Raw genomic sequence first — 26,044 nt, 5'->3', positions numbered from 1 at the left:
CACCGGGGCGGTGCCGGCCGTTGTCGTGCCGCCGCCCGGCCACGCTGCTTTCGCCCCCGTTCCGCCCCGGACGGCGGGGCAGGGCGGAAGGGCTCCGGTGCGTGCTGCGCGCGGTGCCGCCGCCCGCCCGCTGATTGGTCCGACCCGTGGGGGGATGCCCCGTTTAGACCCCATAGGGACGGGAAGCCGGGCCGCGTGGTGAGCGAACGAGGCAAGGTGGGGCCGGGTCGGAAGGTGCCGGTGGGGCCGGCGTCCGGGGCCGGCCTGACCGGCGAGCGGGTGGTGGCGGCGGGCAGCGCCGCCCGGCTCCTGGTCGCCGTGACGGCCCGGGCGCTGCGCGGCGACGACTGCGGCGACCTGGGCCACACCGGGCCGCTGTCGCGCTTCACCGGGGCCCCGGAGCCGGTGCGGCGGGCCGCCGCGGCGCGGGCCGCCGGCCGGGCTGCGCTCACCCCCGCCCAGGTCGCCGACCTGGACGCCGAGCGGGTGGCCGCCTGGTTCGTCGACCAGTACCCGACCCGCCGCTGGCCCGGCGCGATGCTCGGATCACCGCACGGCGCCGCGGCGCACCTCGCGGTGGCGCTCGGGGTGCCGTGGCTGCCGGCCGGGTTCGAGGTGGCCGCGCACTGGGCCCGGGGCGCGGTGGACCGCCCGGACGCCGCCCTCGACCACGGGGCCGCGCTGGCCGGCCGGATGCTCGCCGGCAACGCCCGCGTGCACGTCCGGCAGGTGCACTGCCCCGCCAGCCGGGGCGCCTCGGCGGCCGCCACGGTGAGGTTCGCGGTGCGCTGGCGGGCACTGCCCGCGGCGTACGCCCGGTTCCTGGCCGAGGGGCTGGAGCCCGGGGCGCCGGTGTTGCTGCTGCACGACGCGCGCACCTGGCCGGTGCGGGACGAGGGGAGCGGCCACAGCTTCCAGGTCGGCTGCCCGGCCAGCGGCCTCGACCCGGTCGACTTCCACCCGGACGCGCACGCGCTGCGCCAGGTGCTCCGCTCGGCGGGCGGCGACGGGGCGCGCTGGACCCCGCCGGACGTCACGTCCCCGGCGGCGTTCGCCGAGAACGGCGTGGAGTCCGGTTTCGAGCACGACGCCCGGGAGTGGGGCGGCCGGCAGGGGCACCCGCTGCACCGGGTCGTCGTCCCGCAGCCGGACGCGTTGAGCGCGGCCACCGCCGACCTGTACCGGCGCTGGCTGCGCCGGGCCGGCAAGACCGGCGACCGCCTCGTGGTCGAGTGTGGCCGGCTGCTCGACCCGTGGCAGGTGCTCCGGGCGGGCCTGGTGCCCTACTGGTGCGAGAACGCGACCCGCCGCCGGGTGCAGGGGGCGGAGTGGTGGCTCGCCGGCAGCGAGCCGTTCAGCTCGGTGGACGTGCTGCCCGAGCCGCCCGGGGTCCGCTCGCCCGCCCTCGCGGGCCTGCCCCAGTGGCTCGCGGTGGCCGGGTTCGGCCGCCGCCGGCGCGCCCTGGACCGGGGCTCCGCGCGGGGCTACCCGGTCACCGCTGTGCCCACCCGCCGTGCCACGGAGGTGTTGCGCAACCAGCCGTACGACCTGCCCGTGCCGCCGCCGCTGCGGATGGCCGAGGCCCTCAGCGCACTGCGCGACGCGGGCGCCCACCAGGGGTTACTGGTCTCCTGAGCGCGGCCGCCGGCGGGTCGCCGGGCAACCTGGCGAAACATCCTCGCGATCCTGCGGACCGTGATTGAGTACCTACGGAGCGGGAACACCGCTCGCCGCGGAACGGCCCACGACGCCGTGCGGCGGGCGGCCGCCGCTTCCGGCGTGCCGTCACGTAACCCAACTTCCGGCCCGGTGCGTGGCCCGACCACGCGCACGACCGGTTCCGATCCGGGCGGGGGACCTTCCTGAGGGAGGCGCGGATGTTCGGACAGACCACCACACCCACACCACCACCGACCGAGCGGGGCCTGGAGGACCTCGATGCGGCGGCGCTGGCGTACGCGGCACGGATCGCCGCCCTGCCACCCGAGCGGCGGCAGGAGGCACGGGACGACCTGGTGCGCTTCGCGCTGCCCTTCGCCGGGCGGCTGGCCCGCCGCTACCGGGGTCGCGGGGAACCGCTGGAGGACCTGGAGCAGGTGGCCCGCCTCGGCCTGGTGAACGCCGTCGACCGGTACGACCCGGAGCGCGGCTCGTTCACCGCGTACGCGGCGATCACCATCGTCGGTGAGATCAAACGGCACTTCCGGGACCGCACCTGGGGTGTGCACGTGCCGCGCCGGCTGCGCGACCTGATCCTCGAGGTCGGGCAGGCGACGGCGGCGCTGACCAGCGAGCTGTCCCGGGCGCCAACGGTGGCCGAGCTGGCCGTGCGGCTGGAGACGCCGGAGGAGGAGATCCTCGCCGCGCTGGAGTCGGCCGCCGGATACAGCCCGGCCTCGCTCAACGCGCCGGTCGGCGGGGAGAGTTCCGCCGAGTTCGGCGACCTGGTCGGCGAGTCGGACAACGCCCTGGAGTCGGTCGACGACCGGGTCACGGTCAGCGGGCTGCTGCACCGGTTGCCGTGGCGCGAGCGGCGGATCCTCGCCATGCGCTTCTACGGCAACCAGACCCAGGCGGAGATCGCGGCCCGGTTCGGCATCTCGCAGATGCACGTGTCGCGGCTGCTCTCCCGGGCGCTGACCTGGCTGCGCCAGGCGATGCTCGCCGACGCCCCGCCACCGTGGCAGAACGGCGCGGCCGAGTCCGAGCCGGCCAGGGCGAGGATCTCAGTGAAGCAGAACGGCGACCGGGTGGTCGTCGAGGTCGGGGGAGAGGTCGACCGGGACGGCGCGGACCGGCTCCGGAAGGCCATGCTGGAGGCGGTCACGGGGCAGCCCCGCGAGGTGGTGGTCGACCTCGTGGGCGCGGGCGGCTTCGACGCGGGCGGGATCGCCGCGCTGATGGCCGGCCGGGACGCCGCCGCCCGCACCGGGGTCCCGCTGCGGCTGACCCGGGTGCAGCCCGCGGTGCGCCGCTCGCTCGCCGCGGCCGGACTGCCCGCCGCCGACTGACCGATCCGGACCGCGCCGGCTCCCGTTCGGGATGCCGGCGCGGCGCTGTCCGAGGGAGGTCGCCCGCCCACGCGTACCCCAAAGGAAGGGCCGGCGCCCGAGGGGCGCCGGCCCTTCCGTGTCCGGTCAGTTCTCCGTGGTGTCCCCGTTCCCGCGGGGGTGCTCCCAGCGGGGGTTCGACGGCGTGCTGCGCTGTGGACCCAACTGGGTCTGCTCCGGCTCGTCGGAACCCTCGAAGCTGGGCCGCCGCACCTCCTCCGGCTCCGGCACCTCGACCGGGCGGGCGCCGGACTGCGGCGCGGGTTGGTACTCGACGGCCTCGCGGGCGCCGTGCGCACCCTCGGCGGCCGGCGACTCCGGAACGTGCCGCACGTGGTGCAGCTCCTCGCCGAAATGCTGCGGCGGCTTGGTGGTGCGTTGCGGCAGGTCACGGCCGAGATCGGAGACGAGCGGGCCGTACTTCAGGTCGAAGGCCGGCCGCTCGGAGCGGATCCGCGGCATCCGGTCGAAGTTGCGCAGCGGGGGCGGGCAGGTGGTGGCCCACTCGAGGGAGTTGCCGAAGCCCCACGGGTCGTCCACGGTCACCATGGCGCCGTAGCGCCAGGACTTCCAGATGTTCCAGATCACGAAGAGGGTGGACGCGCCGAGCACGAAGGAGCCGATGGTGGAGATCACGTTGAGCGTGGTGAAGCCGTCGCCGGGCAGGTAGTCGGCGTACCGGCGGGGCATCCCCTCGGCGCCGAGCCAGTGCTGCACCAGGAAGGTGGCGTGGAAGCCGAGGAACATGGTCCAGAAGTGAATCTTGCCCAGGCGATCGTCGAGCAGCCGCCCGGTCATCTTCGGGAACCAGAAGTAGAGGCCGCCGAACGCGGCGAAGACGATGGTGCCGAAGAGCACGTAGTGGAAATGCGCCACCACGAAGTAGGTGTCGGTGACGTGGAAGTCGGCCGGCGGGCTGGCCAGCAGCACCCCGGTGAGGCCGCCGAGGAGGAACGTGACCAGGAAGCCGATGGCGAACAGCATCGGCGTCTCGAAGGTGATCTGGCCCTTCCACATGGTGCCGATCCAGTTGAAGAACTTCACGCCCGTCGGCACCGCGATGAGGTAGCTGAGGATGCTGAAGAACGGCAGCAGCACCTGGCCGGTGGCGAACATGTGGTGCGCCCAGACGGTCATCGACAGCACGGTGATCGCGATGGTGGCGAGCACCAGACCGGTGTAGCCGAAGATCGGCTTCCGGGAGAAGACCGGGATGATCTCGGTGATGATGCCGAAGAACGGCAGCGCGACGATGTAGACCTCGGGATGGCCGAAGAACCAGAAGAGGTGCTGCCAGAGCATCGGCCCGGCGGTGGTCGGGTCGTAGACGTGCGCGTGCAGGATCCGGTCGGCGGCGAGCGCGAACAGCGCGGCGGCCAGCAGCGGGAAGACCAGGATCACCAGGACGCTGGTGAGCAGCAGGTTCCAGGTGAAGATCGGCATCCGGAACAGCGTCATGCCGGGCGCGCGCAGGGTGATGATCGTGGTGATCAGGTTGACGGCGCCGAGGATGGTGCCCAGACCGGAGAGCGCCAGGCCGACCACCCACATGTTCCCGCCGACGCCCGGGCTGTGCTGCGCGGTGCTCAGCGGGGTGTAGGCGGTCCAGCCGAAGTCCGCGGCGCCCTGCGGGGTGATGAACCCGCCCAGGACGATCAGGCCCCCGAAGAAGTAGAGCCAGTACGCGAAGGCGTTGAGCCGGGGAAACGCCACGTCCGGCGCGCCGATCTGCAACGGCACGATGTAGTTGCCGAAGCCGAACACCATGGGCGTCGCGAACAGCAGCAGCATGATCGTGCCGTGCATGGTGAACAGCTGGTTGTACTGCTCGGGGGAGAGGAACTGCATCCCGGGCTGGCCCAGCTCCGCCCGCATGAGCATCGCCATGATCCCGCCGACGATGTACCACGCGAAGGCCGTGATCAGGTAGAGCAGGCCGATGAGCTTGGCGTCGGTGGTGCGCAGCAGCCGCCACAGGGAGTTGCCCTTGATCGCCTCCTGGACCGGGCCGGGGTAGCCGCCGAACCGGGCCGGCGCGAGGACGGCAGGTCCCCGGTCTCGTGGCTCCCTGACTACCTGATTCGGCATGGCTTCTCACCCCGTGTGACGACAGACAGGACGGGCACGCGTACCCGTCCCCTCAGCCCATCAAAGCAGGCGAGAGCGGAGAATTCGGTCAGTTCGCCGGTAGCATGGCCCAGACCACCTTGCCCGCGCCCGCCGGGGTGCTGCCCCAGCGCTGGGTCAGCTCGCGGACCAGCATGAGCCCGCGTCCGCCCTCGGCCCGCAGGTCGGGGTCGGCCGCCCGCGGGTCGGCCGGGCTGCCGTCCATGACCGCCACCCGCAGGTACGGCCGGCGCAGGGTCAGCGTCACCTGCATGGGGGTTCCGGCGTGCCGGACGACGTTGCCGACCAGCTCGCTGAGGACCAGCGAGGCCGGACCGGCCAGCTCCGGGATGTTCCACCGGCCGCACGCGTCGGTGACCAGCTCGCGGGCCCGCCGGCAGGCGCCGGCCACCGGCTCCAGCCGGGCACGCAGTCGCGGGGCCGCCACCGCCCCGGCCAGCGCCGCCGCCTGCGCACAGTCGCGACGGACCGGCACCACCCGGCAGGCGGTCGTCTCGGCGAGCCAGGCGGCCGTCTCCCGCGGTGGGGCGGACAGCACCATCGGCACGGCCGGCCAGTCCGCGGCCCGGCGGGCCGCGGCGGCGAAGACGGACAGGGCGAGCGGGTCCGTGACGTCGAGCTTCTCCAGGTCGACCACGAGAGCGTCCGGCTGCGCGGTGAGGCACCGGTCCAGGACCGTGTGCACCGAGCGCATCGTGCCCAGGTCGAGCGCGCCCGCCAGCCGTACGATGGTGACCGGCGTCTCGTCGCGGACCTCGCACCTGATCCGGGTCGACATCCAGGCCCTCGTTTCCATCTCGTCGGGGACCTGGGAGATACCCCCGCCCGGGCCGGGCGAAACCGGACACCCGGCCTGCGCGGGCCTGGTCAGCGCCGGTTCGCGGCCCGGGTGGTGAGCAGCCCGAGGGCGATCATGCCGACCCCGAGCAGGAAGTGCAGCCAGTTGTCGGCGCCGTTGAGCGGGATGAAGTTCGCGCCGCTGTCGTGGTCGACCACCACGCCGTAGAGCCAGAGCACGAGGTAGATCGCGCCGCCGCCGATCAGGAACGCCCGCGCGCCGGGAACCGTCCGGGCCAGCAGCAGGCCGGCGACCCCGAACAGCAGGTGCACGATGTTGTGCAGCACCGAGACCTGGAACAGCCCGAGCAGCTTCGCGTCGGAGTCGTGGCCGGCGAACTTGAGGTCGCCGAAGTGGGTGGTGATGCCGGGGATGAAGCCCAGCACGCCGATCACCAGGAAGAGCACGCCGACGCTCGCCGCGGCTCGGCGTACCGGCGCCCGGCCGTCGGCCGGGTTGCGCCGCGCACGGGAGTGGGCCATCGAGTTCGTCATGCCGGCCTCCTCGCCAGACAAGGGACCGGGCGGCTTTCCCGGGCCCACCGGGGGCAAACGCCCCCGGCGACCGGGCCCGTCGGCTCAGGCGAGCTGCAACGACCGGGCGGCCAGCCGGCGGACCTGCTGGTACAGCTCCACGTACCGCTGGGCCATCACCTCCGGGGTGAACCGGGTGGCCGCCTCGCGCCGGCACTCGTCCTCGTCGAGCAGGCCGGCGGCCAGCACCAGGTCGCCCAGCTCCTCCTCGTCGGCGGTGAGCAGGCCGGTGCGGCCGTGCTCGATCAGCTCCGGCAGGCAGCCCCGGGCGGTGGCCACCACCGGCGTGCCGAGCGCGAGCGACTCGACCACCGCGGTGCCGCCGGGCTCCTCCCAGCGCAGCGGGAACAGCGACGCCCGCGCTCCCGCCACCAGGTCGTCGCGCTCCGCACCGGCGACCGTGCCCACCCACCGCACCAGGTCGCCGTCCACGTGCGGGGCCACGTGCTCGTAGAAGAACCGGACGTCCGGGTTCTGCCGGGCCTCGTCGCCCGCCGCGGCCAGGTCCTCGGGCCGGTGGTACGGCCCCACGGGGCCCGCCAGCACCAGCGGGAAGCCGACCCGCCGGGCCAGGCGGGCGCCCAGGTCCTGCCCCTTGCCCGGGTTGATCCGGCCCAGGATGACCACGTGCTCACCCTTCGCCACCCGGGGCCGGCGGTCCGCACCCACCGCCAGCGGGGTGGACAGGTGCACGTGGCCGACCGAGTGCTCCTGGAGGGCCCGCGGCGCGCGGGCGAGCTGACTGGCCGAGACGCCGCTGACCCGCACCCGGCCGCCGCCGTCGAGGTTGCCGTACAGCTCCGGGTGCTTGGCCAGGTCCCAGTGCAGGGTGTGCAGCGCCGGCGGGGCGTCCCGGCCCATCGCCGCCATGGTGGCCAGCCCGACCGCCTCCACGTGGTCGTGCACCAGGTCGATGTCGTCGCGGGCGCGCAGCGCGCGGACCACTCCGTGCAGGTGCGCCTGGGCCACCCCGCAGACCTGGTTGTACGGCCGTTGCAGGGCGTGGAACTGCCCGTCCGGGAAGACGGAGATCCGCTCGTCGACCGGCAGCGTGCTGGTCTCCACCGAGGCGAGCACCACCCGCACGCCGAGCCGCCGCAGCTCCGGCACCAGCGTGGCGACGACGTTCTCGATCCCGCCGTAGCCGGGCGGCGGCACGGACAGCCAGGGACCCGCGTTCATCAAGACAGTGAGACTCATCGTGCGGCGTCCCTTCCTCGGGCGGCGCTCACGGGTTCACGCCGCGACCCGTCGCCGCGGCACTCGGTGTCGCAGCTGCGCCAACGGCGGCCGCTCCTCGATCGAGACGTCGCTGACCACGATCTCGCGGTCCAGGTGGGGCAGTGCCTCCGAGCCGCCCCGCCGGAACTGGGTCAGCAGGGCGGTCGGGTCCACGCCGGGCACCGCCCAGCCGCGCCGCTGCAACCGGGACCAGGCGGTCAGCAGGATCTGCGCCGACATCCGGCCCAGCGCGGCGGTGTCCTGGTGCCGGTGCTTGCGCTCACCCAGGTCCACCTGGGCCAACGCGTCCAGTCCGACCAGCTCCAGCAGGTCGATGAGCATGGCCGTCTCGACGCCGTAGCCGGAGACGAACGGCACCTGCGCCAGCACGTCGCGGCGGCCCGCGTACTCGCCGGCGAGCGGCTGCACGAAGCCGGCCAGCTCCGGCCAGAACAGGTTCAGCAGCGGCCGGGCCATCAGCTCGGTCACCCGGCCCCCGCCGTCGGCCTCCACCCCGGTGGTCCGGACCAGGGGCCGGTGGTAGAAGCCCTTCACGAAGTCGACCGACGGGTCGGTGAGCAGCGGCCCGACCAGCCCGGTGACGAAGTGCGGCCGGAACTCCCGCAGGTCGGCGTCGACGAAGGCGACCACGTCGCCCTCCGCCGCCGCCAGCCCGGCCCAGAGCGCGTCCCCCTTGCCGCTGAGCCGGGGCAGCCCCCGCGTCATGGCGTCCTGGCTGACCACCTCGGCGCCGGCCGCCCGGGCCACCTGCGCGGTCCGGTCGGTGGACCGCGAGTCCACCACGATCAGCTCGTCCACCAGCGGCACCCGGTCCATCAGGTGCTGGCGGATCGTCGAGACGATCGCCCCGACGGTCGCCTCCTCGTTGCGGGCCGGCAGCACCACGCTGACCCGGCTCGCGCCCTTGGCGCGCAGCAGGCGGCGCGCCGGCCAGTCGTCGGCGGACGTGGTGCGGTAGGTGGCCCAGGCCTCCACCACGGGTGAGACGGTCGACGCTGTATCCGGCACAGGCACGCTCCCAGGTCGTGGCGGATCCACGGGCTCCTGGTTTGCCCAATCCGCCGCCCGTGCTAACCGGATCATGCCGAACACCTGATCACCAAGCTGGTTCCGGGCGGTTCCCGGCCGGTGAACGTCTGATTGCGCATCCGGTACACGTTTGGCCCCGCGGTCGCGCGGGGAGTGGTCTCGACGGTCCGTTTTTCGCGGTGGAAGGGTCGGGAGAGCATGCGAGTGTGCCGGGTGGGACTCGTCGGAGCCGGCGGAGTGGCGCAACGCCACGCCCGGGTGCTGACCGGCTTCGAGGACGTGGAACTGCTCGGGGTGACCGATGTCGCCCCGGAAGCGGCGGCGACGCTCGCCGGCGCGCACGGCGCGCGGACCTTCCGCGACGTGGACGACCTGCTCGCCGCCGGCCCGGACGCGGTCTACGTCTGCGTGCCGCCGTTCGCGCACGGCCCGGTCGAGGAGGCGGTGATCGCCGCGGGCGTGCCGATGTTCGTGGAGAAGCCGGTGGCGGTGGACCTGGAGACCGCGGAGCGGGTCGCCGCGCTGGTCGAGCGGCGCGGCCTGCTCACCGCGGTCGGCCACCACTGGCGCTACCTGCACGTGGTGGAGGAGGCCCGGCAACTGCTCGCCGACCGGCCGGTGCGGATGGTCAACGGGGCCTGGTTGGACAAGGTGCCGCCGGTGGCCTGGTGGGCCCGCCGGGACCGCTCCGGCGGGCCGGTCGTCGAACAGGCGGCGCACGTGCTGGACCTGGTCCGGCTGCTGGTCGGCGAGGCGACCGAGGTGACCGCGTACGGCGACGGCAGCCCACCGCCGGTCGACGGCGCGGACATCGACTCGGTCACGGCGGCCACCCTGCGCTTCGCCTCCGGGGCGGTGGGCACCCTCGCGGCGGCCTGCGTGCTCGGCTGGAAGCACCGGGCCGGCCTGGAGATCCTGGCCGACGGGCTGGCCCTGTCCCTGGCCGAGGACGGCCTGACCGTCTGCGACGCCGACGGCGAGCGGCCCCTGCCCGCCGACCCGGACGGCGCCCGGGTGGCCGTCGACCGGGCCTTCGTCGACGCGGTCCGGGGGATCGGCGACGACGTCCGGGTCCCGTACGCCGAGGCGCTGCGCACCCAGCGGCTCGCCCTGGCCGTGGCCGAGTCGGCGCGTACCGGGCGGGCGGTGGCGCTGCCCACCGGGCCGGCCGCGCGGCTCACCGCCGCGGTCGCCGACGCGCCGCCGGCCGGGCCGACGGGGGTGACCGTCGATGCGTGACCGGGTGGTGGTGGTCAGCGGACCGGGCCGGGTCGAGCTGGTCGAGCAGGACGCGGCCGAGTTGCGTGAGGGCACCTTCCGGGTGGAGACCCTCTACAGCGGGGTGTCCGCCGGCACCGAGCTGAGCTACGTCAAGGGCACCAACCCCTACCTGCACGTCACCTGGAACGCCGGCCTCGGGCTGTTCCAGCCCGGCGAGGCCAGCACGCCGTACCCGGTCACCCGGCTCGGCTACATGCAGGTCGGGCGGGTGGTGGAGAGCCGCACCCCGGCCGTCGCCGTGGGCACGGTCGGCGCCATGACCTACGGCCACCGCAGCGGATATGTCGCCGACCCGGTCGCCGAACGGTTCGTGCCGCTGCCCGACGACCTCGACCCGCTGCTCGGCGTCTACGTCGCGCACATGGGCCCGATCTGCGCCAACGGCCTGCTGCACGCCGCCGCCGACCTCTGCGGCACCGACGTCCGCTCGCTCGGCGACGGGGTGCGCGGGCGGCGGGTGGCGGTGGTCGGCAGCGGCGTGGTCGGGCTGCTCACCGCGCTGTTCGCCCGGCGGCACGGTGCCGCCTCCGTGGTGGTCCTCGACCCCACCCCGGCCCGGCGGGACGTGGCCGAGGCGCTGGGCCTGGAGACCCTCGACCCGGCGGCGGACGACCCGGCCGTGGTGCTCAAGACCCGCTGGAACCACGCCGCCGGCGACCGGGGCGCGGACGTGGTCTTCCAGTGCCGGGGGCAGGACTGGGCGCTCCAGCTCGCGCTGCGCCTGCTGCGGCCCCAGGGCACCGTGATCGACCTGGCGTTCTACCAGGCCGGAGCGGACGCGGTCCGGCTCGGGGAGGAGTTCCACCACAACGGGCTGGCGCTGCGCTGCGCCCAGATCGGCCGGGTGCCGCGCGGGCTGACCCCGACCTGGGACCGGGAGCGGCTCTCCGCGGAGACCGTCGAGCTGCTGCGCCAGTACGGCGACCTGGTCCGCAAGCACCTCGTGTCCGCGGTGGTGCCGCTGGAGGAGGCGCCGGCGCTGCTCACCGACCTGGCGCAGCGGCGCCGCTCCGAGCTGCAGGTGGTGCTCACCGGCTGAGCCTGGGCCGGCCCGGTTACGGTGCTGCCATGACCACCGACGCCGGCCGCCCGCCGGGGCTCGCCGCCCTGCTGCCCTACCTGCGCGCCCACCGCGGCACCCTCGTGGCGGTCGGCGTGCTGTCGTTCACCGGCGCCGGGGCGGCGCTGGCCCAGCCACTGCTCACCCGGGGCGTGCTCGACCGGATCACCGCCGGCCGCCCGGCCACCGGGCTGGTCGCCGTCCTGGTGGCCCTCGTGGTGGTCGGCGCGCTGCTCGGCGGGCTCCGCGACTTCCTGCTCCAGCGCACCGCCGAGGGCCTCGTGCTGGGCACCCGGCGGCGGCTCGCCGGGCACGTGCTGCGGCTGCCGATCGCCGAGTACGACCGGCGCCGCACGGGCGACCTGCTCTCCCGGGTCGGCGCGGACACCACGCTGCTGCGGGCCGTGGTCACCTCGGGCCTCTTCGAGACCGTCACCGGGGCGGTCATGGTGCTCGGCGCCGGCACCGCCATGCTGCTGCTCGACCCGCTGCTGTTCGGGGTGACCCTGGCGGCCGTCGCGGTCGGCGTCGGCTTCGCCCTCACGGTCGCCCGGCGGGTCCGCGGGCTGGCCCGTCAGGCCCAGGAGCGGGTCGGCGAGATGACCTCCGCCGTCGAGCGGGCCATCTCGGCGGCGCGGACCATCCGGGCCAGCCGCGCCGAGCGGCGGGAGACGGCGACCGTGGTGTCGAGCGCGACCGAGGCGTACGAGGCCGGGCTGCGGGTGGCCCGGGCGCAGGCGGTGGTGGGCCCGGCCAGCACGGTCACCGTCCAGGGCGCCTTCCTGCTGGTGCTGGCCGTGGGCGGGGCACGGGTGGCGTCCGGCGCGATCGGCGTGGGCGATCTCGTGGCGTTCGTGATGTTCCTGTTCTTCCTGGTGCTGCCGTTGGGGCAGGCGGTGCACGCGTACACCCAGCTGCAGACGGGGCTCGGCGCGCTGGCCCGGATCGAGGAGATCCTCGCCGTGCCGGGGGAGGGGGCGGACGAGCGGCCGGCGCCGGTCACCGCCCGGCCCGGCGCGACCGGCCCGGCGGCGCTGGAGTTCGACCGGGTCGACTTCGGCTACCCGGGCGGCCCGCCGGTGCTGCACGAGGCGAGCTTCACCGTGCCGGCCGGCACCCGCACGGCCCTGGTCGGCCCGTCGGGCGCCGGCAAGTCCACCCTGCTCGCCCTGGTCGAGCGCTTCTACGAGGTGACCGGGGGCACGCTGCGCCTGGACGGGGTCGACGTGCGCGACCTGTCCCGGGACGCGCTGCGGGCCCGGCTCGGCTACGTCGAGCAGGAGGCCCCGGTGCTCGCCGGCACGCTCCGGGACAACCTGCTGATCACCGCTCCGGACGCCACCGACGACCGGCTGCACGCCGTGCTCGACGAGGTCAACCTCGGGCACCTGGCCGAGCGGACCGCCGACGGGCTGGAAGTGCAGGTCGGCGAGGGCGGCGTGCTGCTCTCCGGCGGCGAGCGGCAGCGGCTGGCGATCGCCCGGGCGCTGCTGGCCGGGCCGCCGGTGCTGCTGCTCGACGAGCCGACCAGCAACCTCGACGCCCGCAACGAGGCGGCGCTGCGGCGGGCCATCGACGCCGTCGCGGTGCGCCGTACCCTGCTGATCGTGGCGCACCGCCTCTCCACCGTGGTGGACGCCGACCAGATCGTGGTGCTGGACGCCGGCCGGGTGGTCGCCGTCGGCACCCACGACGAGCTGACCTCGACCAGCCCGCTCTACCGCGAGCTGGCCACCCATCAGCTCCTCGTCGGCTGACCGCGCGAAGCGCCCTGACCTGCGGAAACAGCCCGCAATTCGGACACTCCCCGGCAACCGCGCCGCACGGGTGTCACAATCGGCTCCCGTTCGCGTACCGTTGCCGCTCATGGGTGTGTCGCAACGTCTGAAGACCAGGTTCCGGCGGTTCCTCCAGCGCCCGGGAACGACCGTCGACCTGGCCCCGCTGGAGAAGCTGCTGCCGGCGATCGAGGCCCGCGAGGCCGAGCTGGAGAAGCTCTCCGACGCGGAGCTGACCGAGGCGGCCGGGCAAGCCGCCGGCTACGAGGAGCTGTGCGCGATCGGCCGCGAGGCGGCCCGCCGCGGTCTCGACCAGCGGCCGTACGACGTCCAGCTGCTCGGCGCCATGGCGCTGCTGTCCGGCAAGGTCGCGGAGATGGCCACCGGTGAGGGCAAGACGCTGACCGCGGCCATCGCGGCCTACGGGCACGTCCGGATGGGCAACGGCCCGGTGCACGTGCTCACCGTCAACGACTACCTGGCCCGCCGCGACGCCGAGTGGATGGGCCCGGTCTACGCCCTGCTCGGGCTCACCGTCGGCTGGGTCAACGAGGCGTCCACCCCCGAGGAGCGGCGCGCCGCCTACGCCTGCGACGTCACCTACATCGCGGTCAGCGAGGCCGGCTTCGACTTCCTCCGCGACCAGCTCGTCACTGACCTGTCCGAGCGGGTCCAGCCGGCCCTGAAGACCGCCATCGTCGACGAGGCCGACTCGATCCTCATCGACGAGGCCCGGGTGCCGATGGTCCTGGCCGGCGCGGTCCCCGGCGAGCAGGACCCGGTGCACGCGGCCGCCGCGTTGGTGCGCGGCCTGCGCAGGGACAGGCACTACACGATCGCCGAGGACGGCCGCAGCGTCGCCTTCACCTCGGTCGGCCTGGCCACGGTCGAGGCGAAGCTGGGCGGCATCGACCTCTACGACGAGGAGCACGTCGGGCAGCTCTCCGCGGTCAACGTGGCGCTGCACGCGCACGCCCTGCTGCACCGCGACGTGGACTACATCGTGCGGGACAAGTCGGTCGAGCTGATCGACGAGATGCGTGGCCGGGTGGCCCAGCGCCGCCGGTGGCCGGACGGGCTCCAGGCGGCGGTCGAGGCCAAGGAGGGCCTGGACGCCACGGCCGAGGGCGAGGTGCTCGGCACCATCACGGTGCAGGCCTACATCGCGCTCTACCCGACCGTCTGCGGCATGACCGCGACCGCGGTCCTCGTCGGCGACCAGCTCCGCGAGTTCTTCGGCCTCGAGGTGGCGGTGATTCCGCCGAACACCCCGTGCGTCCGCGAGGACGAGACGGACCGGATCTACGCCACCCGGGCCGAGAAGGAGGAGGCGCTGATCGACGAGATCCGGCGCTGCCACGAGGCCGGCCGTCCGGTGCTGGTCGGCACCCTCGACGTGAAGGAGTCCGAGGGGCTCGCCGCCGGCCTGCACGCCGCCGGGGTGTCCTGCGTCGTGCTCAACGCCAAGAACGACGACGAGGAGGCGGGGATCATCGCCGAGGCCGGCGCGTACGGCGCGGTGACCGTCTCCACGCAGATGGCCGGCCGGGGCGTGGACATCCGGCTCGGCGGCAGCGACCAGGCCGACCGGGAGCGGGTCGCCGAGCTGGGCGGCCTCTACGTGATCGGCAGCGGCCGGCACGACAGCCGCCGCGTCGACGACCAGCTCCGGGGCCGGGCCGGCCGGCAGGGCGACCCGGGTGGCTCGGTCTTCTTCGTCAGCCTGGAGGACGACCTGGTCGTGCGGCACGCCGGCGACACCGTCCCGGCGTCGCCCCGGATGAACGCCGACGGCCTGGTCACCGACCCGCAGGTCGACTACGCCGTGGAGCACGCCCAGCGGGTCGCCGAGGGCGTCAACCACGAGATCCACCGCAACACCTGGCGGTACAGCCAGGTGATCGAGCAGCAGCGCAAGGCGCTGGCCGAGCGCCGGGAGCGGCTGCTGACCAGTGACATCGCCGCGCTCATGCTGCTGGAGCGGGTGCCGGAGAAGGCCGGCGAGATGGACGAGGACCTGCTCGCCGAGGTGGCCCGCAAGATCGCCCTCTACCACCTGGACCGGCTCTGGGCCGAGCACCTGGCCGAGCTGTCCGAGGTCCGCGAGGGCGTGCACCTGCGGGCCCTGGGCCGGCTCGACCCGCTGGACGAGTTCCACCGCAGCGCGGTGCCGGCGTTCAACGCGCTGATCCCCGAGATCGAGACGCGGACCATCGCCACCTTCGAGGAGACCGAGTTCTCCGACGGGTGGGAGCCGGACGCCGCCAAGCTGGTGCGGCCGACCGCCACGTGGACGTACCTGGTGCACGACAACCCGTTCGGCTCGGAGCTGGACCGGCTGATCGCCTCGGTGGGGCGGCGGCTCATCTCCGGCTCCCGCTGACCCTCCGCGAGGGGTCCCTTCCGGCCTGGTACCGCGCCGGAAGGGACCCCTTTGCGCGGTTTCGATCCTGGTTTGGGAGGGTAGTAGGCCGGGGCTTCGAGTCAGGGAGAGCAATCATGGGACAGGCAACGGCGCCGGACGGGCACACCGCGTGGACGGGCGCGGAGGTGGCGGAGGCCGTGGCCCGGTGAACCTCGACACGCGGGACCCCATGACCGACACGCTCGGGGTGCTGGAGACCGCCGCGCTGCTGCGGGAGCTGACCGCCGGCCTCATCGCGGTCACCGACTTCGACGAGGCGCTCGACCGGCTGGTCCGGATCGCCCGGGACGCCGTACCCGGGGTGGACTGCTGCGGATTCACCGCGCTGCGCGCCGGTGAGCCCGCCGGGGTGGCCGCCTCCGACCCGGAGCGGGCCGAGCTGGACGACCTGCGGCACGGCCCGGACACGCCGGCCCTGACCGCCATCCGGCGGCGCGAGATGATCACCGCGGCCGACCTGGCCGGCGAGTCGCGCTGGCCGGCCTGGGCGGAGCGGGCCCGCGGGCTGGGCGTGCACGGGGTCATCGCCGCGCCGGTGGACGTGGACGAGCAGGTGATCGGCGCGATCAACCTCTACGCCGAGTCGGCCGGCGCGCTCACCCCCCGGCACCAGCTCACCGCCATGCTCCTCGCCGAGCACGCCGGGCTGCTGCTGGCCGCCACCCGGGACCGGGAGCGGCTGGCCGCCCGGGCCGACCAGCTCGACGCCGCGGCCCTGGCGGACGGGGTCGTCGGGCAGGCCGTCGGCGTGATCATGACGCAGCGCGGCTGCGCCGCACCGGAGGCGCTGGACGTCCTCCGCAGCGCCGCGTCCTCGTTGGACATACCGCTGCGTGAGGTGGCCGAGCGGCTCCTGCTCACCGTCTCCCGACCCCAGGACAACTGAGCGACATTCGTTTCGCCCCGACGGGCCCCGGGTAGCACCCTGGACTGGTGAGCTGCTCGGACCTGGGGAGGAACCGATGGAGAGCCGGCTGCGGGTGCAGGGCAACCCGATCCAACCGATGCTGGTGACGTTCCCCTTCGGGCTCTTCGTCAGCGCCGCGGTCTTCGACCTCGCCGACGTCGCCGGCGGCCCGGCCTTCCTCGGCGAGGTGGGCTACTGGACGGCCGTCGCCGCCCTGGTGGCCGCCGCGCTCACGACGGTCGCCGGGATGGTCGACCTGTGGGACGTGCGGGCCGACCGGACCCGGCGGACCGCCATCACGTTCAACCTGGTCAACGCCGCGATGGCGGCGCTGTTCCTGCTGACCTGCCTGATCCGGGCCCAGGCGCCGCAGCGCGGCGCGAACGGCGTCGAGGTGGCCGTCGAGCTGCTCGCGCTGGCCGTGGGCTCGGTGGGGGTGTGGCTGGGCTCCCGGCTGATGCGCCAGTTCGACCGGCGCCGGGCCGCGGAGCCGGCCGGCTTCGAGGCGCTGCGGGACATCCCCGGCGCCACCGTGGAGATCATCCGCCCGAAGGCCTGAAAACGCCTTGCCGCCGGCCGCCCCCGGCCGCCAGGCTCGCCGGGTGGACACCGAACGGGACGCCGACGACCTGATCGCCGAGGGAGCCGCCGCGCCGGTCGAGGGCTGGGACTTCTCCTGGCTGGCCGGGCGGGCCACCGAGGAACGCCCGCCCTGGGGGTACGCCCGCCTGGTCGGGGCCCGGATGGCCACCGCGCGTGCCGCCCTGGACATCGACACCGGCGGGGGAGAGGTGCTGGCCGAGGTCCCCGCGCCGCCGCCGCTGCTGGTCGCCACCGAGGCGTGGCCGCCGAACGTGCCGGTCGCCCGGCACATCCTGCGCCGGGTCGGGGCGACCGTGGTCCAGGTCGCCGACCGGCCGCCACTGCCGTTCCGCGACGCCACGTTCGACCTCGTCGTGAGCCGGCACCCGGTCGACACCTGGTGGGACGAGGTCGCCCGGGTGCTGCGCCCCGGCGGCAGCTACCTGTCCCAGCAGATCGGCGCCGGCACGGTCCGTGAGCTGAGCGAGGCGATCCTCGGGCCGCTGCCGCCGCCGGAGCACCGCCACCCCGAGCAGGCGGTCGCCGCGGCGGAGGCCGCCGGACTGACCGTGGTGGACCTGCGCACGGCGACCCTGCGGACCGTCTTCCACGACATCGGCGCGGTGGTCTGGTTCCTGCGCAAGGTGGTCTGGACGGTGCCCGGCTTCACCGTCGACCGGTACCGCGCCGAGCTGCGCCGCCTGCACGAGCGCATCCGGGCCGAGGGCCCGTTCGTGGCGCATGCCCGGCGCTTCCTCATCGAGGCCCGCCGACCCTGAGCCGGCGGCCGCCCTGAGTCGGCCGCCGTCAGTGCGCGGCGGAGTGGTGGTCGGCCAGCACGTCGGCGCCGAAGTCGCTGGCCGGGCGGCGCAGCACGGTGTGCGCGTGGTTGCCGTCCTCGGTGGTGTTGTCGTACTCGATCAGCAGGTCGTCGCCCTGGATCCGGTAGTAGTGCCGCTGACCCGGGCCGACCGGGCCGGCCCAGGCGAAGTGCAGCTCGCCGCCGGCGAGCCGGCGCACCTCGCGGGTGGCCAGCTCCGGCGGGAGCCGGTCGAGGTAGAGCGCGACGAGCCGGTCGAGCAGCGCCCGGCCGGACGGGGCGAGCCGGCCGCGGGGCACGCCGAGCGGGTCGAGCCGCCCGGGCGCCGTGGCCCGGGTGGCGCTGATGATGTCGGCCGGCGCCTCGTCGGTGACGACCGCGGCGGCCCGGCCGGTCGGCCCGAGCGCGTCGAGCAGCTCCCGGGCCAGGTCCTCCTCCGGCCCGAGCGGCCGGGAGACCGGCCGGCCGGCATGCCGGACGGTGGCCGGGTTGGCGCCCAGGAAGATCGGGGCGGGGGAGACCTGGTCGTTGACCACGGTCATGCTGACCGACAGGTGGTGCCCCTCGAACCGCCAGGCCCACCGGTCGTCGCGCCCGGGATCGCCGAAGACGGCCACCCAGTAGTCGCCGCTGTGCCGGCCGCGCCGCCAGCCTTCCGCCCGGTCGAGCACCTCCTCGAGCGCCACCACGGCCATGGCCTGGGCGTACGCGGCGGGGCTGAGCGCGGTGGCGAGCAGCCGGTGGGCGGCCTTGCGGGCCGTCACGTCCAGGTCGGCGAGGCTGGTGCCGGGGCGGGGCCGGGGCCGGTACTCCAGCCACCGGCGGGCCGGCTCGTCGTCGAAGTCGTGCCGGGCCCGCTGCCGGGCCGGCTCGTCGAGCGCCGCCAGCAGCGCGCCGGCCGCCGCGCGCATCTGCTCGGGTACGGGATCCTCCACCGCACCTGTATACCGCCCCGCCGCCGGTCGCGTCCGGCGCGCCGGCGGCTCGGCCGGGCCGGTCAGTCCCGGCCGAGGAGGGTGAGCATCTCGGGAAGGTCGAAGAAGCGGGCCGTCTCGACCGCCGACGGGTCGCCGTGCTCGGGGTCGGCGCCGGCGTCGAGCAGCGCCCGGACCGCCTCGGCGTTGCGACGGAACACCGCTGCGGCGAGCGCGGTCTGCCCCCGGTCGTTGGTCCGGGCGGGGTCGGCGCCGCGGGCGAGCAGCGCGCCCACGGTCTCCGGACGGGCGTGGTACGCGGCCAGGATGAGCAGCGTGTCGCCCTTGTCGTTGGTCAGGTTGACCGGCAGCCCGGCGTCCACGTTCGCCGCCAGCTCGTCGGTCGCCCCGGCGCGGGCCAGGTCGAACATCCGGTGGGCGAAGGCGAGCGTCTCGGCGTCGAGGTCCTGGGGCATCGGTCCAGGCTAGTGCGAGCCCGCCGGGCGCGCCTGGTAGCTTGCCGAGCCGGCACGGGAGGCGCGGATGGACGAGCGGGTGTACGTCGGCAACGCGGCGGTGGACGGGGCGGCCGACGCGGGCTGGCTGCTGGGTCACTTCAAGCCGCCCGGCGACGTCCGGCACAGCACCGAGGTCGAGGTGAAGTGGGGTGTGCACCCGGCGGGGGAGACCCGCTCGCGGTGGGCCACCGGCGAGCGGCGCACGGCCCTGCTGGTGCTGATCAGCGGGGCGTTCCGGATCGAGCTGCCGGATCGCACCGTCGTGCTGCGCGCGCCCGGCGACTACGTGGTCTGGGGCCGGGGCGTGGACCACTCCTGGTACGCCGAGCGTGAGTCGGTGGTGCTCACCGTGCGTTGGCCGTCGGTCGCCGGCTACCGGGTCGGCCCGCCCGTCCTTCGCTGACCTCCCGAGCCGCGAACCGCACCGTCCCAGGATTCGGTATTACCTACTAAACCCATAGGGTTTAAAGACTATGCTGAGGAGGCACGCCGCCCCCGTACCGTGAGGACGCACCGCCGATGACCAGCCCCGACCCGTCCGACCTGCTCGCCGTCACCGCCCGCTGGGCCGACCCGACCGGCTGGCCGGTGGCGCTGCGCTTCGACCGCGCCGAGCGGTGGTACGCGCGACTGGCCGCCGGCGCCGAGCACGAGGTGTGGGCGTTGAGCTGGCTGCCCGGGCAGGGCACCGACCTGCACGACCACGGCGGTTCCTCGGGCGCCTTCCTGGTCGTCGCCGGCACCCTCACCGAGGAGACCGTCGGCGGGGGCCGGCTGCGCCCGCGCCAGCTCGCCGCCGGCGCCGGCCGCCGCTTCGGCCCCCGGCACGTCCACGTGGTCGGCAACCGGAGCGACCAGCCGGCGGTCAGCGTGCACGTCTACCGGCCCGCGCTGCGCCGGATGACCCGCTACCACCTCGACGCCGGGCGGCTCCGGGTCGCCGAGGTGGCCGAGGCCGGGGTCGCCTGGTGAGCCGCCCCGCACTCCGAGCCCCGACCGTCGCCGCTGGAAAGGACGCCACGATGGCGCACACCCCCACCCGCACCGGGAGCTGTCCGGTCCCACCGCCCGGCTCCCGGAGCATCGACGAGATCCTCGCCGCCGCCCGCGCGCGGCTGCGCCGGCTCGACCCCGAGCAGGCCCACCTGGCGGTCCGCGGCGGGGCCCTGCTCGTGGACATCCGGCCCGCCGGCCAGCGTGCCGCGCACGGCACCGTGCCGGGCGCCCTCGCCGTCGAGCGCAACGTCCTGGAATGGCGCTTCGACCCGCGCTGCGCGGCCCGCCTGCCGCAGGCCGTCGGCTACGACGTGCCGGTGATCGTCCTCTGCCAGGAGGGCTGCACCTCCTCGCTGGCCGCCGCCGCCCTCCAGGACCTCGGCCTGCACCAGGCCACCGACGTGGCGGGCGGCTTCGCCGCCTGGCGCATCGCCGGCCTGCCCACCCTCGGCCCCACCCCGCCGCTCCGACCCTCGCCCGCCGCGCCCCCGGTGACCGCCGGCCGGGCGCCCCGCTGACCGCCCCGCCGCACCCCCGGTGGGGCGGGGCGACCGCCCGCACAGGAGGCTCCCATGTCCGTCGTCGCCATCTCCTCCCGTCCGGCCCGACCGGGCCGCCCCGACCGCGTCGCGCCGCACCGGCCGCGTACCACCCCGACCCTGACCATCACCCTCGACCTGGGCGCCGGCGCGCTGACGCCCGGCCTGGCGCGGCTGGTCGACGTGCTGGACGAGCTCGCCGCCTCCGGCGAGGGACTGCTCCGGCCCGAGGAGCACCAGGCCGCCCGCGCGGTGCTCGACCTGCGCCGCGCCACCGCGCCGCCGGAGCCGCCCGCGCTGCCCGCCGGTGCCGAGGAACCCGGCACGGTACGCATCCTCACCGGCACCCGCCGGATCCGCCACGACGGCGTGGAGGTCACCCTCACCCGGATCGAGTACGACCTGCTGCTCTTCCTCGCCGAACATCCCCGGCGGGTGTTCACCCGGCGGCAACTTCTCGCCAACGTCTGGGGCTACGAACACGCGGTGGCCCGCACCGCCGACGTCCACGTGCGCCGGCTGCGCGCCAAGCTCGGCGTCGACACACCGCTGGTGACCACCGTGTACGGCATCGGCTACCGGCTGGCCGACGAGGCCCGGATCGTGGTGGACCGCGAGCGCTGAGGCACCGCCGGCCGCTGAGCGGCGTACCCGGGATCCGGGTACGCCGCGTTCACGTTTCCGCGCCGGCCGGCCCGGCACCGGCCATTGTGAACCGGGCAGGGACCCCCCGTACCGGGTCACCTCGTCGCTCTGCTGTAATCAACGGGCCTCGTACGCAGAGCGAGCATCCGGCTCCGATGTGTTCGTCAATTGTCACATTCATGCAACGCAGCCGCCCCTTGACCCTCGCGCAGGCGCCGGGAAGCATCGATGAAGCGGCGTCCCGGGCCGTGGGGAGATACCCGGACCAGCCAAGGAGGACCATGTCGGTCAGCCCCGCCTCGTCGCGCGCCGGATGGCATACGTCCCAACCCGCGGTCCCGGGTCGTCCCCCCGGCGGCCAGCGCCGGCCCGCCAACACCTCGGCGCCCATGCTCACGGTCACCTTGAACATTCCGCTGGCCTGCGAGGAGTCGCTCACCCCGGCCGCCCGCCGGCTGCTCGACGCGGCCCGTGAGCTGCTTGAACGCGGCGACGCGGTGATCAGCACCGGCACCGCCCCGGCGGAACGCCGCCCGGACCCGGTGCCGGGCAACCGCGCCCCGGGGCGCCCGCTCGCGCCGACCATCCCGACCCTGCACATCCTGGCCGCCTCCCGGTCCGTGCTCCGCGACGGCGAGCCGCTGCCGCTGACCCGGCTGGAGTTCGACCTGCTGCTGCACCTCGTCGCCCACCCCCGCCGGGTGTTCACCCGCCTGCAACTTCTCAACGCCGTCTGGGGCTACGAGCACGCCGGCGTCCGCACCGTCGACGTGCACGTGCGCCGCCTGCGCGGCAAGGTCGGGGTGGACGTCCCGCTGGTCACCACCGTCTACGGCGTCGGCTACCGGCTCGCCGACGACGCCCGGGTCACCATCGACCGCACCGGCTGACACCGCCCCGGTCCGGCCGTCACGTGCCGATCGCCTCCGGACGGAGCCCCGACCGCCCGGCCGATCGCACCGTTCCCGCTCCGCAGGGACGGAGCCCCGACCGCCCGGCCGATCGCACGGTGACCCGTCCCGCCGGGCAGGATGGTCGGATGCGCGTCCGCCCCATCACGCCCGAGCTGCTCGTCGCCGAGCTGGCCGACCGGCTCGCCGGCGCCGCCGTGCCCGGCCGGCTGCGGGTGGCCGTGGACGGGCCGCCGGCCGCCGAGCCGGACGCCCTGGCCGCGGCCCTGGTGGACCCGCTGCGCGCCGCCGGCCGCCCGGTCCTGCACGTGCGGGCCGCCGACTTCCTCCGGCCCGCCTCGGTCCGCCTGGAACACGGCCGGACCAACCCGGACGCCTACTACGAGGGGTGGGTCGACGAGGCCGGCCTGCGTCGGGAGGTCCTCGACCCGGCCGGGCCGGACGGGTCGGGCCGGCTGCTCCCGTCGCTCTGGGACGCCGCCGCCGACCGGGCCAGCCGCGCCCCGTACGTCGACCTGCCGCCCGGCGGGGTGGTCCTGGTGAGCGGCGCGCTGCTGCTCGGCGGCGGCCTGCCGTTCGACGTCGCCGTCCACCTGGTGCTCTCCCCGGCGGCGCTGGACCGGCGGACCGACCCCGAGCTGCGCTGGACCCTCCCGGCGTTCGCCCGGTACGCCGACGAGGTCGCCCCGGCGTCCTTCGCCGACGTGGTGGTCCGCGCCGACGACCCGCGGCACCCCGCCCTCGTCGAGGCCGGCTGACCCGGGCGATCGGCCCGCTTCGGGACGACCGGGGCCGGGGCGGCGGGAAGGGGGACGGTCCGGGCGGCGCAGCCGGGTACGAACGGCCACGAAGAACGCGGAAATCCCCGGTTTGACCGGCGGAGCGGGCGGGTAATCGCCCGGCTCACAGAGCACGGGTGATCTCGCCCGTGCATCCATCGGACCACGTTCCGGGGCGCTTGCGCCCCGGAGGCGTTATGAGGCCCCAGGAAAGGCAGGCAGCGATGCTCGTCCACGACACGACAGCCACGGGCCGCTCCCAGGCGGAGGTCGACCAGATCCGGCAGTCCCTGACGTCGCGGTACGACGAGCTGACCGCGGAGTACGAGCAGGCCGTGCTGCAGAGCCAGGTGCTCCGGCTGGTCGAGGTCGGCGACACCGCCGGCGACGACCAGGCCGACAGCGGGACCAAGACCGCCGAGCGGGACACCGCCCAGTCCCTGCTGCGCACCATCCTCGACCGGCGCGCCCAGTTCGAGCACGCGCTCACCCGCCTCGACGAGGGCACGTACGGCTTCTGCGAAGGCTGCTCGGCGCCGATCCCGGTGGAGCGGCTGGAGATCTTCCCGTCCGCCACCTCCTGCGTGTCCTGCAAGCAGACCCGGGAGCGGCGGGCGGCCTGAACGTCGCCCGGAGTTGCCGGTCGGTCCCGGTAGCGGTGGACTCACCAGATGGGTGACATCAAGGTGGGCACCGCCTCCTGGACCGACCGGACCCTGCTCGACTCCGGCTGGTACCCGGCGAACGCCGACACGCCGGAGAAGCGGCTGTCCTACTACGCGCGGCAGTTCCCGCTGGTCGAGGTGGACGCCACCTACTACTCGCCGCCCGCCGAGCGGACCGCGCAGCTGTGGGTGGACCGCACCCCGCCCGGCTTCACCTTCAACATCAAGGCGTTCAGCCTGCTGACCGGGCACCCGACCCGGGTCTCCGCGCTCTACAAGGACCTGCGCCCGGAGACGGAGAAGAAGAACCTCTACCCGGACGACCTGCCGCCGCAGGCGTACGAGGAGGTGTGGACCCGGTTCCTGTCCGCCCTGGACCCGCTGGTCGAGGCCGGCAAGCTGGGCGCCATCCTGTTCCAGTTCCCGCCCTGGTTCACCATCAAGCGGGACAACAAGCAGTACCTGCTCGAGGTGACCCGGCGGTGCGCGCCGCTGCGCCCGGTCTTCGAGTTCCGGCACGCCTCCTGGTTCGACGGCGACAACGCCGAGGAGACGCTCGGCTTCCTGCGCGAGCACCGGCTGCCGTTCGTCTCCGTGGACATGCCGCAGGGGCACAGGTCGTCCGTACCGCCGGTGCTGGCGGCCACCGCGGAGCTCGCGGTGGTGCGCTTCCACGGGCACAGCGACAAGTGGACCAGCAAGGACATCCACGAGAAGTTCGGCTACGACTACTCCGACCGGGAGCTGCGCGACTGGGCGCCGAAGCTGCGCGAGCTGGCCGGCGAGGCCGAGCGCACCCACGTGCTCATGAACAACTGCTACCGCGACTACGCCCAGCGCAACGCCACCACCCTCGCGGGCCTGCTCGACGCCGGCTGAGGAGTTCACCCGGCCCGGGTGAGGGCGCCTCACCCGGCGGGCCAGCAGCATGGACGGTGTGCGCGGTCCGTCGACCGGCGCGATCGCGCGGCCGAGGAGGAGGTGGGGTCATGACGGTGCGGGTCGTAGCGGATCGACGCCGCGGCGGTGTGCTGCACGTGGTCGGGAGTCCCGACGTGCCTCGGCGCGGCGGGCGGCCCGGTCGGTTCAGCCCGACCCGGCTCTGGCGGGGGCCCAGCGGGCCGCCGCGACGCACCGACGACCGACGCTGGGAGAACGACGCACGGGGGTGGGCAGATGGCTGAGCAGTTGATTTCCGCGTTCGAGTCCTCGCTCGACAAGACGAACGTGATCCTCAAGGAGATCGAGTCGGCGTACGGCTGGCCGAAGGCACAGCGCAACCAGTCCTACGCGGCGCTGCGCACGGTGCTGCACCTGCTGCGGGACCGGATGCCGGTGCAGGAGAGCGCCGAGTTCGCCCAGCAGCTGCCGGTGCTGGTGCGCGGCATCTACTTCGACGGCTGGCAGCCGGAGAACGTGCCGATCAAGCTGAACCGCGACGACTTCCTCTACGAGGTCCGGCAGGGCTTCCCGTACGACGTGGAGGGCGGCCCGCAGCGGGTGGTGCAGGTGGTGCTGGACACCCTGCGCCGGCACGTGACGCAGGGCGAGTGGGAGGACGTGAAGGCCACCATGCCGAAGGACCTCGGTCACATGATTCCCTGACCGGGCCCGTTCCCGGCCCGCTCCGCCGCACCGGCGGGGCGGGCCGGCGGCGTCCGGGTGACCGGCAGCCCGGCCCGCCGGGCCAGCCCGGCGAACGCCACCGCGTCGACGATGGCCGCGCCGCCCGGGTCGTTGTTGAAGTAGACGTACGCCGGCTCGCCGCCCGGGAAGGCGGTGGCCAGCCGGCGCACCCAGGTGGCCAGCGCGGCGCGGCCGTAGCGGGGCCATGGCCGGGCCCGGCCCTCGTGCAACCGCAGGTAGCCGAAGTCGGTGGTGCGCCACAGCGGCGTGATCGGGCGGCTGAGCCGATCGGCCCAGACGAGCGCCGCCCGGTGGCGCTCCAGGACCCGCCGGGTGTCGTCGGTCCACCAGGTCGGGTGCCGGGGCTCGACGGCCACCCGCACCTCGCCGGGGAACAGCCGCAGGGTGGCGTCCAGGGCCGCCGGGTCGGCGCGCATGGTGGGCGGGAGCTGCACCAGCACGGGCCCCAGCCGGTCGCCCAGCCCGGTCGCCCGGTCCAGGAACCGGGCCACCGGCTCGGCCGGTTCCCGCAGCCGCTTGATGTGGGTGAGGTAGCGGCTCATCTTCACCGCCACGCAGAAGTCGTCGGGTGTGCGGTCCCGCCAGGCCACGAACGTGTCCCGCTCGGGCAGCCGGTAGAAGGCGTTGTTGACCTCGACCGTGGCGAACCGGTCGGCGAAGTGCTCCAGCCAGAGCCGCTGCGGCAGCTTCGCCGGGTAGAAGCGCTCCCGCCAGTCCCGGTACTGCCAGCCCGACGTGCCGACCAGGATCATCGCGGC

The 26,044-nt window shown here is 74.8% G+C and carries 26 protein-coding genes; 18 read left to right on the top strand and 8 right to left on the bottom strand.

What is annotated here, in order from left to right; all coding sequences use genetic code 11:
* Positions 1–240: 240 nt before the first annotated feature.
* Complete coding sequence (locus RMN56_RS31735; RefSeq protein WP_313724910.1) at positions 241–1,635, top strand: hypothetical protein; 1,395 nt, start codon at positions 241–243, stop codon at positions 1,633–1,635.
* Between the two features lie 242 nt (positions 1,636–1,877).
* On the top strand, positions 1,878–3,011 hold the full coding sequence (locus RMN56_RS31730; RefSeq protein ID WP_313721545.1) for a SigB/SigF/SigG family RNA polymerase sigma factor: 1,134 nt from the start codon (positions 1,878–1,880) through the stop codon (positions 3,009–3,011).
* Positions 3,012–3,137: 126 nt separating this feature from the next.
* On the opposite strand, the gene ctaD is transcribed toward RMN56_RS31730, so the two are convergent.
* The 5 genes from ctaD to RMN56_RS31705 form a co-directional block, all read right to left on the bottom strand.
* Positions 3,138–5,138, bottom strand: a complete 2,001-nt coding sequence (gene ctaD, locus RMN56_RS31725; RefSeq protein WP_313721544.1) for an aa3-type cytochrome oxidase subunit I — start codon at positions 5,136–5,138, stop codon at positions 3,138–3,140.
* 88 nt (positions 5,139–5,226) lie between these two features.
* The gene (locus RMN56_RS31720; RefSeq protein ID WP_313721543.1) at positions 5,227–5,955 is read right to left on the bottom strand and encodes an ATP-binding protein; all 729 of its coding nucleotides are present in this window, start codon (positions 5,953–5,955) and stop codon (positions 5,227–5,229) included.
* Between the two features lie 89 nt (positions 5,956–6,044).
* Positions 6,045–6,509, bottom strand: a complete 465-nt coding sequence (locus RMN56_RS31715) for a DUF4383 domain-containing protein (protein ID WP_313721542.1) — start codon at positions 6,507–6,509, stop codon at positions 6,045–6,047.
* An 84-nt stretch (positions 6,510–6,593) separates the two neighbouring features.
* On the bottom strand, positions 6,594–7,748 hold the full coding sequence (locus RMN56_RS31710; protein ID WP_313721541.1) for a glycosyltransferase: 1,155 nt from the start codon (positions 7,746–7,748) through the stop codon (positions 6,594–6,596).
* Positions 7,749–7,784: 36 nt separating this feature from the next.
* Positions 7,785–8,765 (bottom strand): glucosyl-3-phosphoglycerate synthase, encoded by a 981-nt coding sequence (locus RMN56_RS31705; protein ID WP_313724909.1) that lies wholly within the window; start codon positions 8,763–8,765, stop codon positions 7,785–7,787.
* A gap of 252 nt (positions 8,766–9,017) precedes the next feature.
* Here RMN56_RS31705 and RMN56_RS31700 point away from each other — a divergent pair, with 252 nt between their 5' ends.
* From RMN56_RS31700 to RMN56_RS31670, 7 genes are all read left to right on the top strand, one after another.
* Complete coding sequence (locus RMN56_RS31700) at positions 9,018–10,058, top strand: Gfo/Idh/MocA family protein (protein WP_313721540.1); 1,041 nt, start codon at positions 9,018–9,020, stop codon at positions 10,056–10,058.
* Positions 10,051–11,139, top strand: a complete 1,089-nt coding sequence (locus RMN56_RS31695) for a zinc-binding dehydrogenase (RefSeq protein WP_313721539.1) — start codon at positions 10,051–10,053, stop codon at positions 11,137–11,139. The genes RMN56_RS31700 and RMN56_RS31695 overlap by 8 nt, the downstream gene beginning before the upstream one ends.
* Positions 11,140–11,168: 29 nt before the next feature.
* Positions 11,169–12,917 (top strand): ABC transporter ATP-binding protein, encoded by a 1,749-nt coding sequence (locus tag RMN56_RS31690; RefSeq protein WP_313721538.1) that lies wholly within the window; start codon positions 11,169–11,171, stop codon positions 12,915–12,917.
* Positions 12,918–13,026: 109 nt separating this feature from the next.
* Positions 13,027–15,321: an accessory Sec system translocase SecA2 gene (gene secA2, locus RMN56_RS31685; RefSeq protein ID WP_313721537.1), complete on the top strand. Its 2,295-nt coding sequence runs from the start codon at positions 13,027–13,029 to the stop codon at positions 15,319–15,321.
* A gap of 187 nt (positions 15,322–15,508) precedes the next feature.
* On the top strand, positions 15,509–16,249 hold the full coding sequence (locus RMN56_RS31680; protein ID WP_313721536.1) for a GAF and ANTAR domain-containing protein: 741 nt from the start codon (positions 15,509–15,511) through the stop codon (positions 16,247–16,249).
* Positions 16,250–16,325: 76 nt separating this feature from the next.
* Positions 16,326–16,829 carry a DUF2231 domain-containing protein gene (locus RMN56_RS31675; RefSeq protein ID WP_313721535.1) on the top strand — a complete coding sequence of 168 codons (504 nt, stop codon included), beginning with the start codon at positions 16,326–16,328 and terminating at the stop codon, positions 16,827–16,829.
* A gap of 43 nt (positions 16,830–16,872) precedes the next feature.
* Positions 16,873–17,631, top strand: a complete 759-nt coding sequence (locus RMN56_RS31670) for a class I SAM-dependent methyltransferase (RefSeq protein ID WP_313721534.1) — start codon at positions 16,873–16,875, stop codon at positions 17,629–17,631.
* A 28-nt stretch (positions 17,632–17,659) separates the two neighbouring features.
* Here the strand turns inward: RMN56_RS31670 and RMN56_RS31665 are convergent, their stop codons facing one another.
* Together RMN56_RS31665 and RMN56_RS31660 are read right to left on the bottom strand one after the other, a co-directional pair.
* Complete coding sequence (locus RMN56_RS31665) at positions 17,660–18,583, bottom strand: DUF3500 domain-containing protein (protein ID WP_376787347.1); 924 nt, start codon at positions 18,581–18,583, stop codon at positions 17,660–17,662.
* A gap of 86 nt (positions 18,584–18,669) precedes the next feature.
* Positions 18,670–19,062 (bottom strand): ankyrin repeat domain-containing protein, encoded by a 393-nt coding sequence (locus tag RMN56_RS31660; RefSeq protein ID WP_313721532.1) that lies wholly within the window; start codon positions 19,060–19,062, stop codon positions 18,670–18,672.
* A 67-nt stretch (positions 19,063–19,129) separates the two neighbouring features.
* Here RMN56_RS31660 and RMN56_RS31655 point away from each other — a divergent pair, with 67 nt between their 5' ends.
* The 9 genes from RMN56_RS31655 (at position 19,130) to RMN56_RS31615 (ending at position 25,244) form a co-directional block, all read left to right on the top strand.
* Positions 19,130–19,507: a cupin domain-containing protein gene (locus tag RMN56_RS31655; protein WP_313721531.1), complete on the top strand. Its 378-nt coding sequence runs from the start codon at positions 19,130–19,132 to the stop codon at positions 19,505–19,507.
* Between the two features lie 116 nt (positions 19,508–19,623).
* Positions 19,624–20,076, top strand: a complete 453-nt coding sequence (locus tag RMN56_RS31650; protein ID WP_313721530.1) for a cysteine dioxygenase — start codon at positions 19,624–19,626, stop codon at positions 20,074–20,076.
* A gap of 50 nt (positions 20,077–20,126) precedes the next feature.
* Entirely contained in the window at positions 20,127–20,618 is a 492-nt protein-coding gene (locus tag RMN56_RS31645) for a rhodanese-like domain-containing protein (protein WP_313721528.1), read from the top strand.
* Between the two features lie 54 nt (positions 20,619–20,672).
* Positions 20,673–21,263, top strand: a complete 591-nt coding sequence (locus RMN56_RS31640) for a winged helix-turn-helix domain-containing protein (protein ID WP_376787250.1) — start codon at positions 20,673–20,675, stop codon at positions 21,261–21,263.
* A gap of 302 nt (positions 21,264–21,565) precedes the next feature.
* Positions 21,566–22,174 (top strand): winged helix-turn-helix domain-containing protein, encoded by a 609-nt coding sequence (locus RMN56_RS31635; protein ID WP_313721527.1) that lies wholly within the window; start codon positions 21,566–21,568, stop codon positions 22,172–22,174.
* Positions 22,175–22,323: 149 nt separating this feature from the next.
* On the top strand, positions 22,324–22,953 hold the full coding sequence (locus RMN56_RS31630) for a nucleoside/nucleotide kinase family protein (protein WP_313721526.1): 630 nt from the start codon (positions 22,324–22,326) through the stop codon (positions 22,951–22,953).
* 245 nt (positions 22,954–23,198) lie between these two features.
* A complete protein-coding gene (locus tag RMN56_RS31625) occupies positions 23,199–23,597 on the top strand; it encodes a TraR/DksA family transcriptional regulator (RefSeq protein ID WP_313721525.1) in 399 nt (132 codons plus the stop codon).
* Positions 23,598–23,645: 48 nt separating this feature from the next.
* Positions 23,646–24,518, top strand: a complete 873-nt coding sequence (locus RMN56_RS31620; RefSeq protein ID WP_313721524.1) for a DUF72 domain-containing protein — start codon at positions 23,646–23,648, stop codon at positions 24,516–24,518.
* A 297-nt stretch (positions 24,519–24,815) separates the two neighbouring features.
* Positions 24,816–25,244 carry a DUF2267 domain-containing protein gene (locus RMN56_RS31615; RefSeq protein ID WP_151461720.1) on the top strand — a complete coding sequence of 143 codons (429 nt, stop codon included), beginning with the start codon at positions 24,816–24,818 and terminating at the stop codon, positions 25,242–25,244.
* Here the strand turns inward: RMN56_RS31615 and RMN56_RS31610 are convergent.
* Positions 25,229–26,038: a DUF72 domain-containing protein gene (locus RMN56_RS31610; protein WP_313721523.1), complete on the bottom strand. Its 810-nt coding sequence runs from the start codon at positions 26,036–26,038 to the stop codon at positions 25,229–25,231. The genes RMN56_RS31615 and RMN56_RS31610 overlap by 16 nt on opposite strands.
* Between the last annotated feature and the right edge of the window lie 6 nt (positions 26,039–26,044).

Origin of the sequence: Micromonospora halotolerans, assembly GCF_032108445.1 — a bacterium.
GTDB lineage: Bacteria > Actinomycetota > Actinomycetes > Mycobacteriales > Micromonosporaceae > Micromonospora > Micromonospora halotolerans.
Note: the sequence above shows the minus strand (reverse complement) of the source record. Positions and strands in the feature narration are given on the sequence as shown.

Bases quoted from the DNA above. Each gene is read 5' to 3' on its own strand.
- RMN56_RS31730 (WP_313721545.1), top strand. From the start codon at position 1,878: ATGTTCGGACAGACCACCACACCCACACCACCACCGACCGAGCGGGGC.
- ctaD (WP_313721544.1), bottom strand. From the start codon at position 5,138: ATGCCGAATCAGGTAGTCAGGGAGCCACGAGACCGGGGACCTGCCGTC.
- RMN56_RS31720 (WP_313721543.1), bottom strand. From the start codon at position 5,955: ATGTCGACCCGGATCAGGTGCGAGGTCCGCGACGAGACGCCGGTCACC.
- RMN56_RS31715 (WP_313721542.1), bottom strand. From the start codon at position 6,509: ATGACGAACTCGATGGCCCACTCCCGTGCGCGGCGCAACCCGGCCGAC.
- RMN56_RS31710 (WP_313721541.1), bottom strand. From the start codon at position 7,748: ATGAGTCTCACTGTCTTGATGAACGCGGGTCCCTGGCTGTCCGTGCCG.
- RMN56_RS31700 (WP_313721540.1), top strand. From the start codon at position 9,018: ATGCGAGTGTGCCGGGTGGGACTCGTCGGAGCCGGCGGAGTGGCGCAA.
- RMN56_RS31695 (WP_313721539.1), top strand. From the start codon at position 10,051: ATGCGTGACCGGGTGGTGGTGGTCAGCGGACCGGGCCGGGTCGAGCTG.
- RMN56_RS31690 (WP_313721538.1), top strand. From the start codon at position 11,169: ATGACCACCGACGCCGGCCGCCCGCCGGGGCTCGCCGCCCTGCTGCCC.
- secA2 (WP_313721537.1), top strand. From the start codon at position 13,027: ATGGGTGTGTCGCAACGTCTGAAGACCAGGTTCCGGCGGTTCCTCCAG.
- RMN56_RS31675 (WP_313721535.1), top strand. From the start codon at position 16,326: ATGGAGAGCCGGCTGCGGGTGCAGGGCAACCCGATCCAACCGATGCTG.
- RMN56_RS31665 (WP_376787347.1), bottom strand. From the start codon at position 18,583: ATGCGCGCGGCGGCCGGCGCGCTGCTGGCGGCGCTCGACGAGCCGGCC.
- RMN56_RS31660 (WP_313721532.1), bottom strand. From the start codon at position 19,062: ATGCCCCAGGACCTCGACGCCGAGACGCTCGCCTTCGCCCACCGGATG.
- RMN56_RS31655 (WP_313721531.1), top strand. From the start codon at position 19,130: ATGGACGAGCGGGTGTACGTCGGCAACGCGGCGGTGGACGGGGCGGCC.
- RMN56_RS31650 (WP_313721530.1), top strand. From the start codon at position 19,624: ATGACCAGCCCCGACCCGTCCGACCTGCTCGCCGTCACCGCCCGCTGG.
- RMN56_RS31645 (WP_313721528.1), top strand. From the start codon at position 20,127: ATGGCGCACACCCCCACCCGCACCGGGAGCTGTCCGGTCCCACCGCCC.
- RMN56_RS31640 (WP_376787250.1), top strand. From the start codon at position 20,673: ATGTCCGTCGTCGCCATCTCCTCCCGTCCGGCCCGACCGGGCCGCCCC.
- RMN56_RS31635 (WP_313721527.1), top strand. From the start codon at position 21,566: ATGTCGGTCAGCCCCGCCTCGTCGCGCGCCGGATGGCATACGTCCCAA.
- RMN56_RS31630 (WP_313721526.1), top strand. From the start codon at position 22,324: ATGCGCGTCCGCCCCATCACGCCCGAGCTGCTCGTCGCCGAGCTGGCC.
- RMN56_RS31625 (WP_313721525.1), top strand. From the start codon at position 23,199: ATGCTCGTCCACGACACGACAGCCACGGGCCGCTCCCAGGCGGAGGTC.
- RMN56_RS31620 (WP_313721524.1), top strand. From the start codon at position 23,646: ATGGGTGACATCAAGGTGGGCACCGCCTCCTGGACCGACCGGACCCTG.
- RMN56_RS31615 (WP_151461720.1), top strand. From the start codon at position 24,816: ATGGCTGAGCAGTTGATTTCCGCGTTCGAGTCCTCGCTCGACAAGACG.
- RMN56_RS31610 (WP_313721523.1), bottom strand. From the start codon at position 26,038: ATGATCCTGGTCGGCACGTCGGGCTGGCAGTACCGGGACTGGCGGGAG.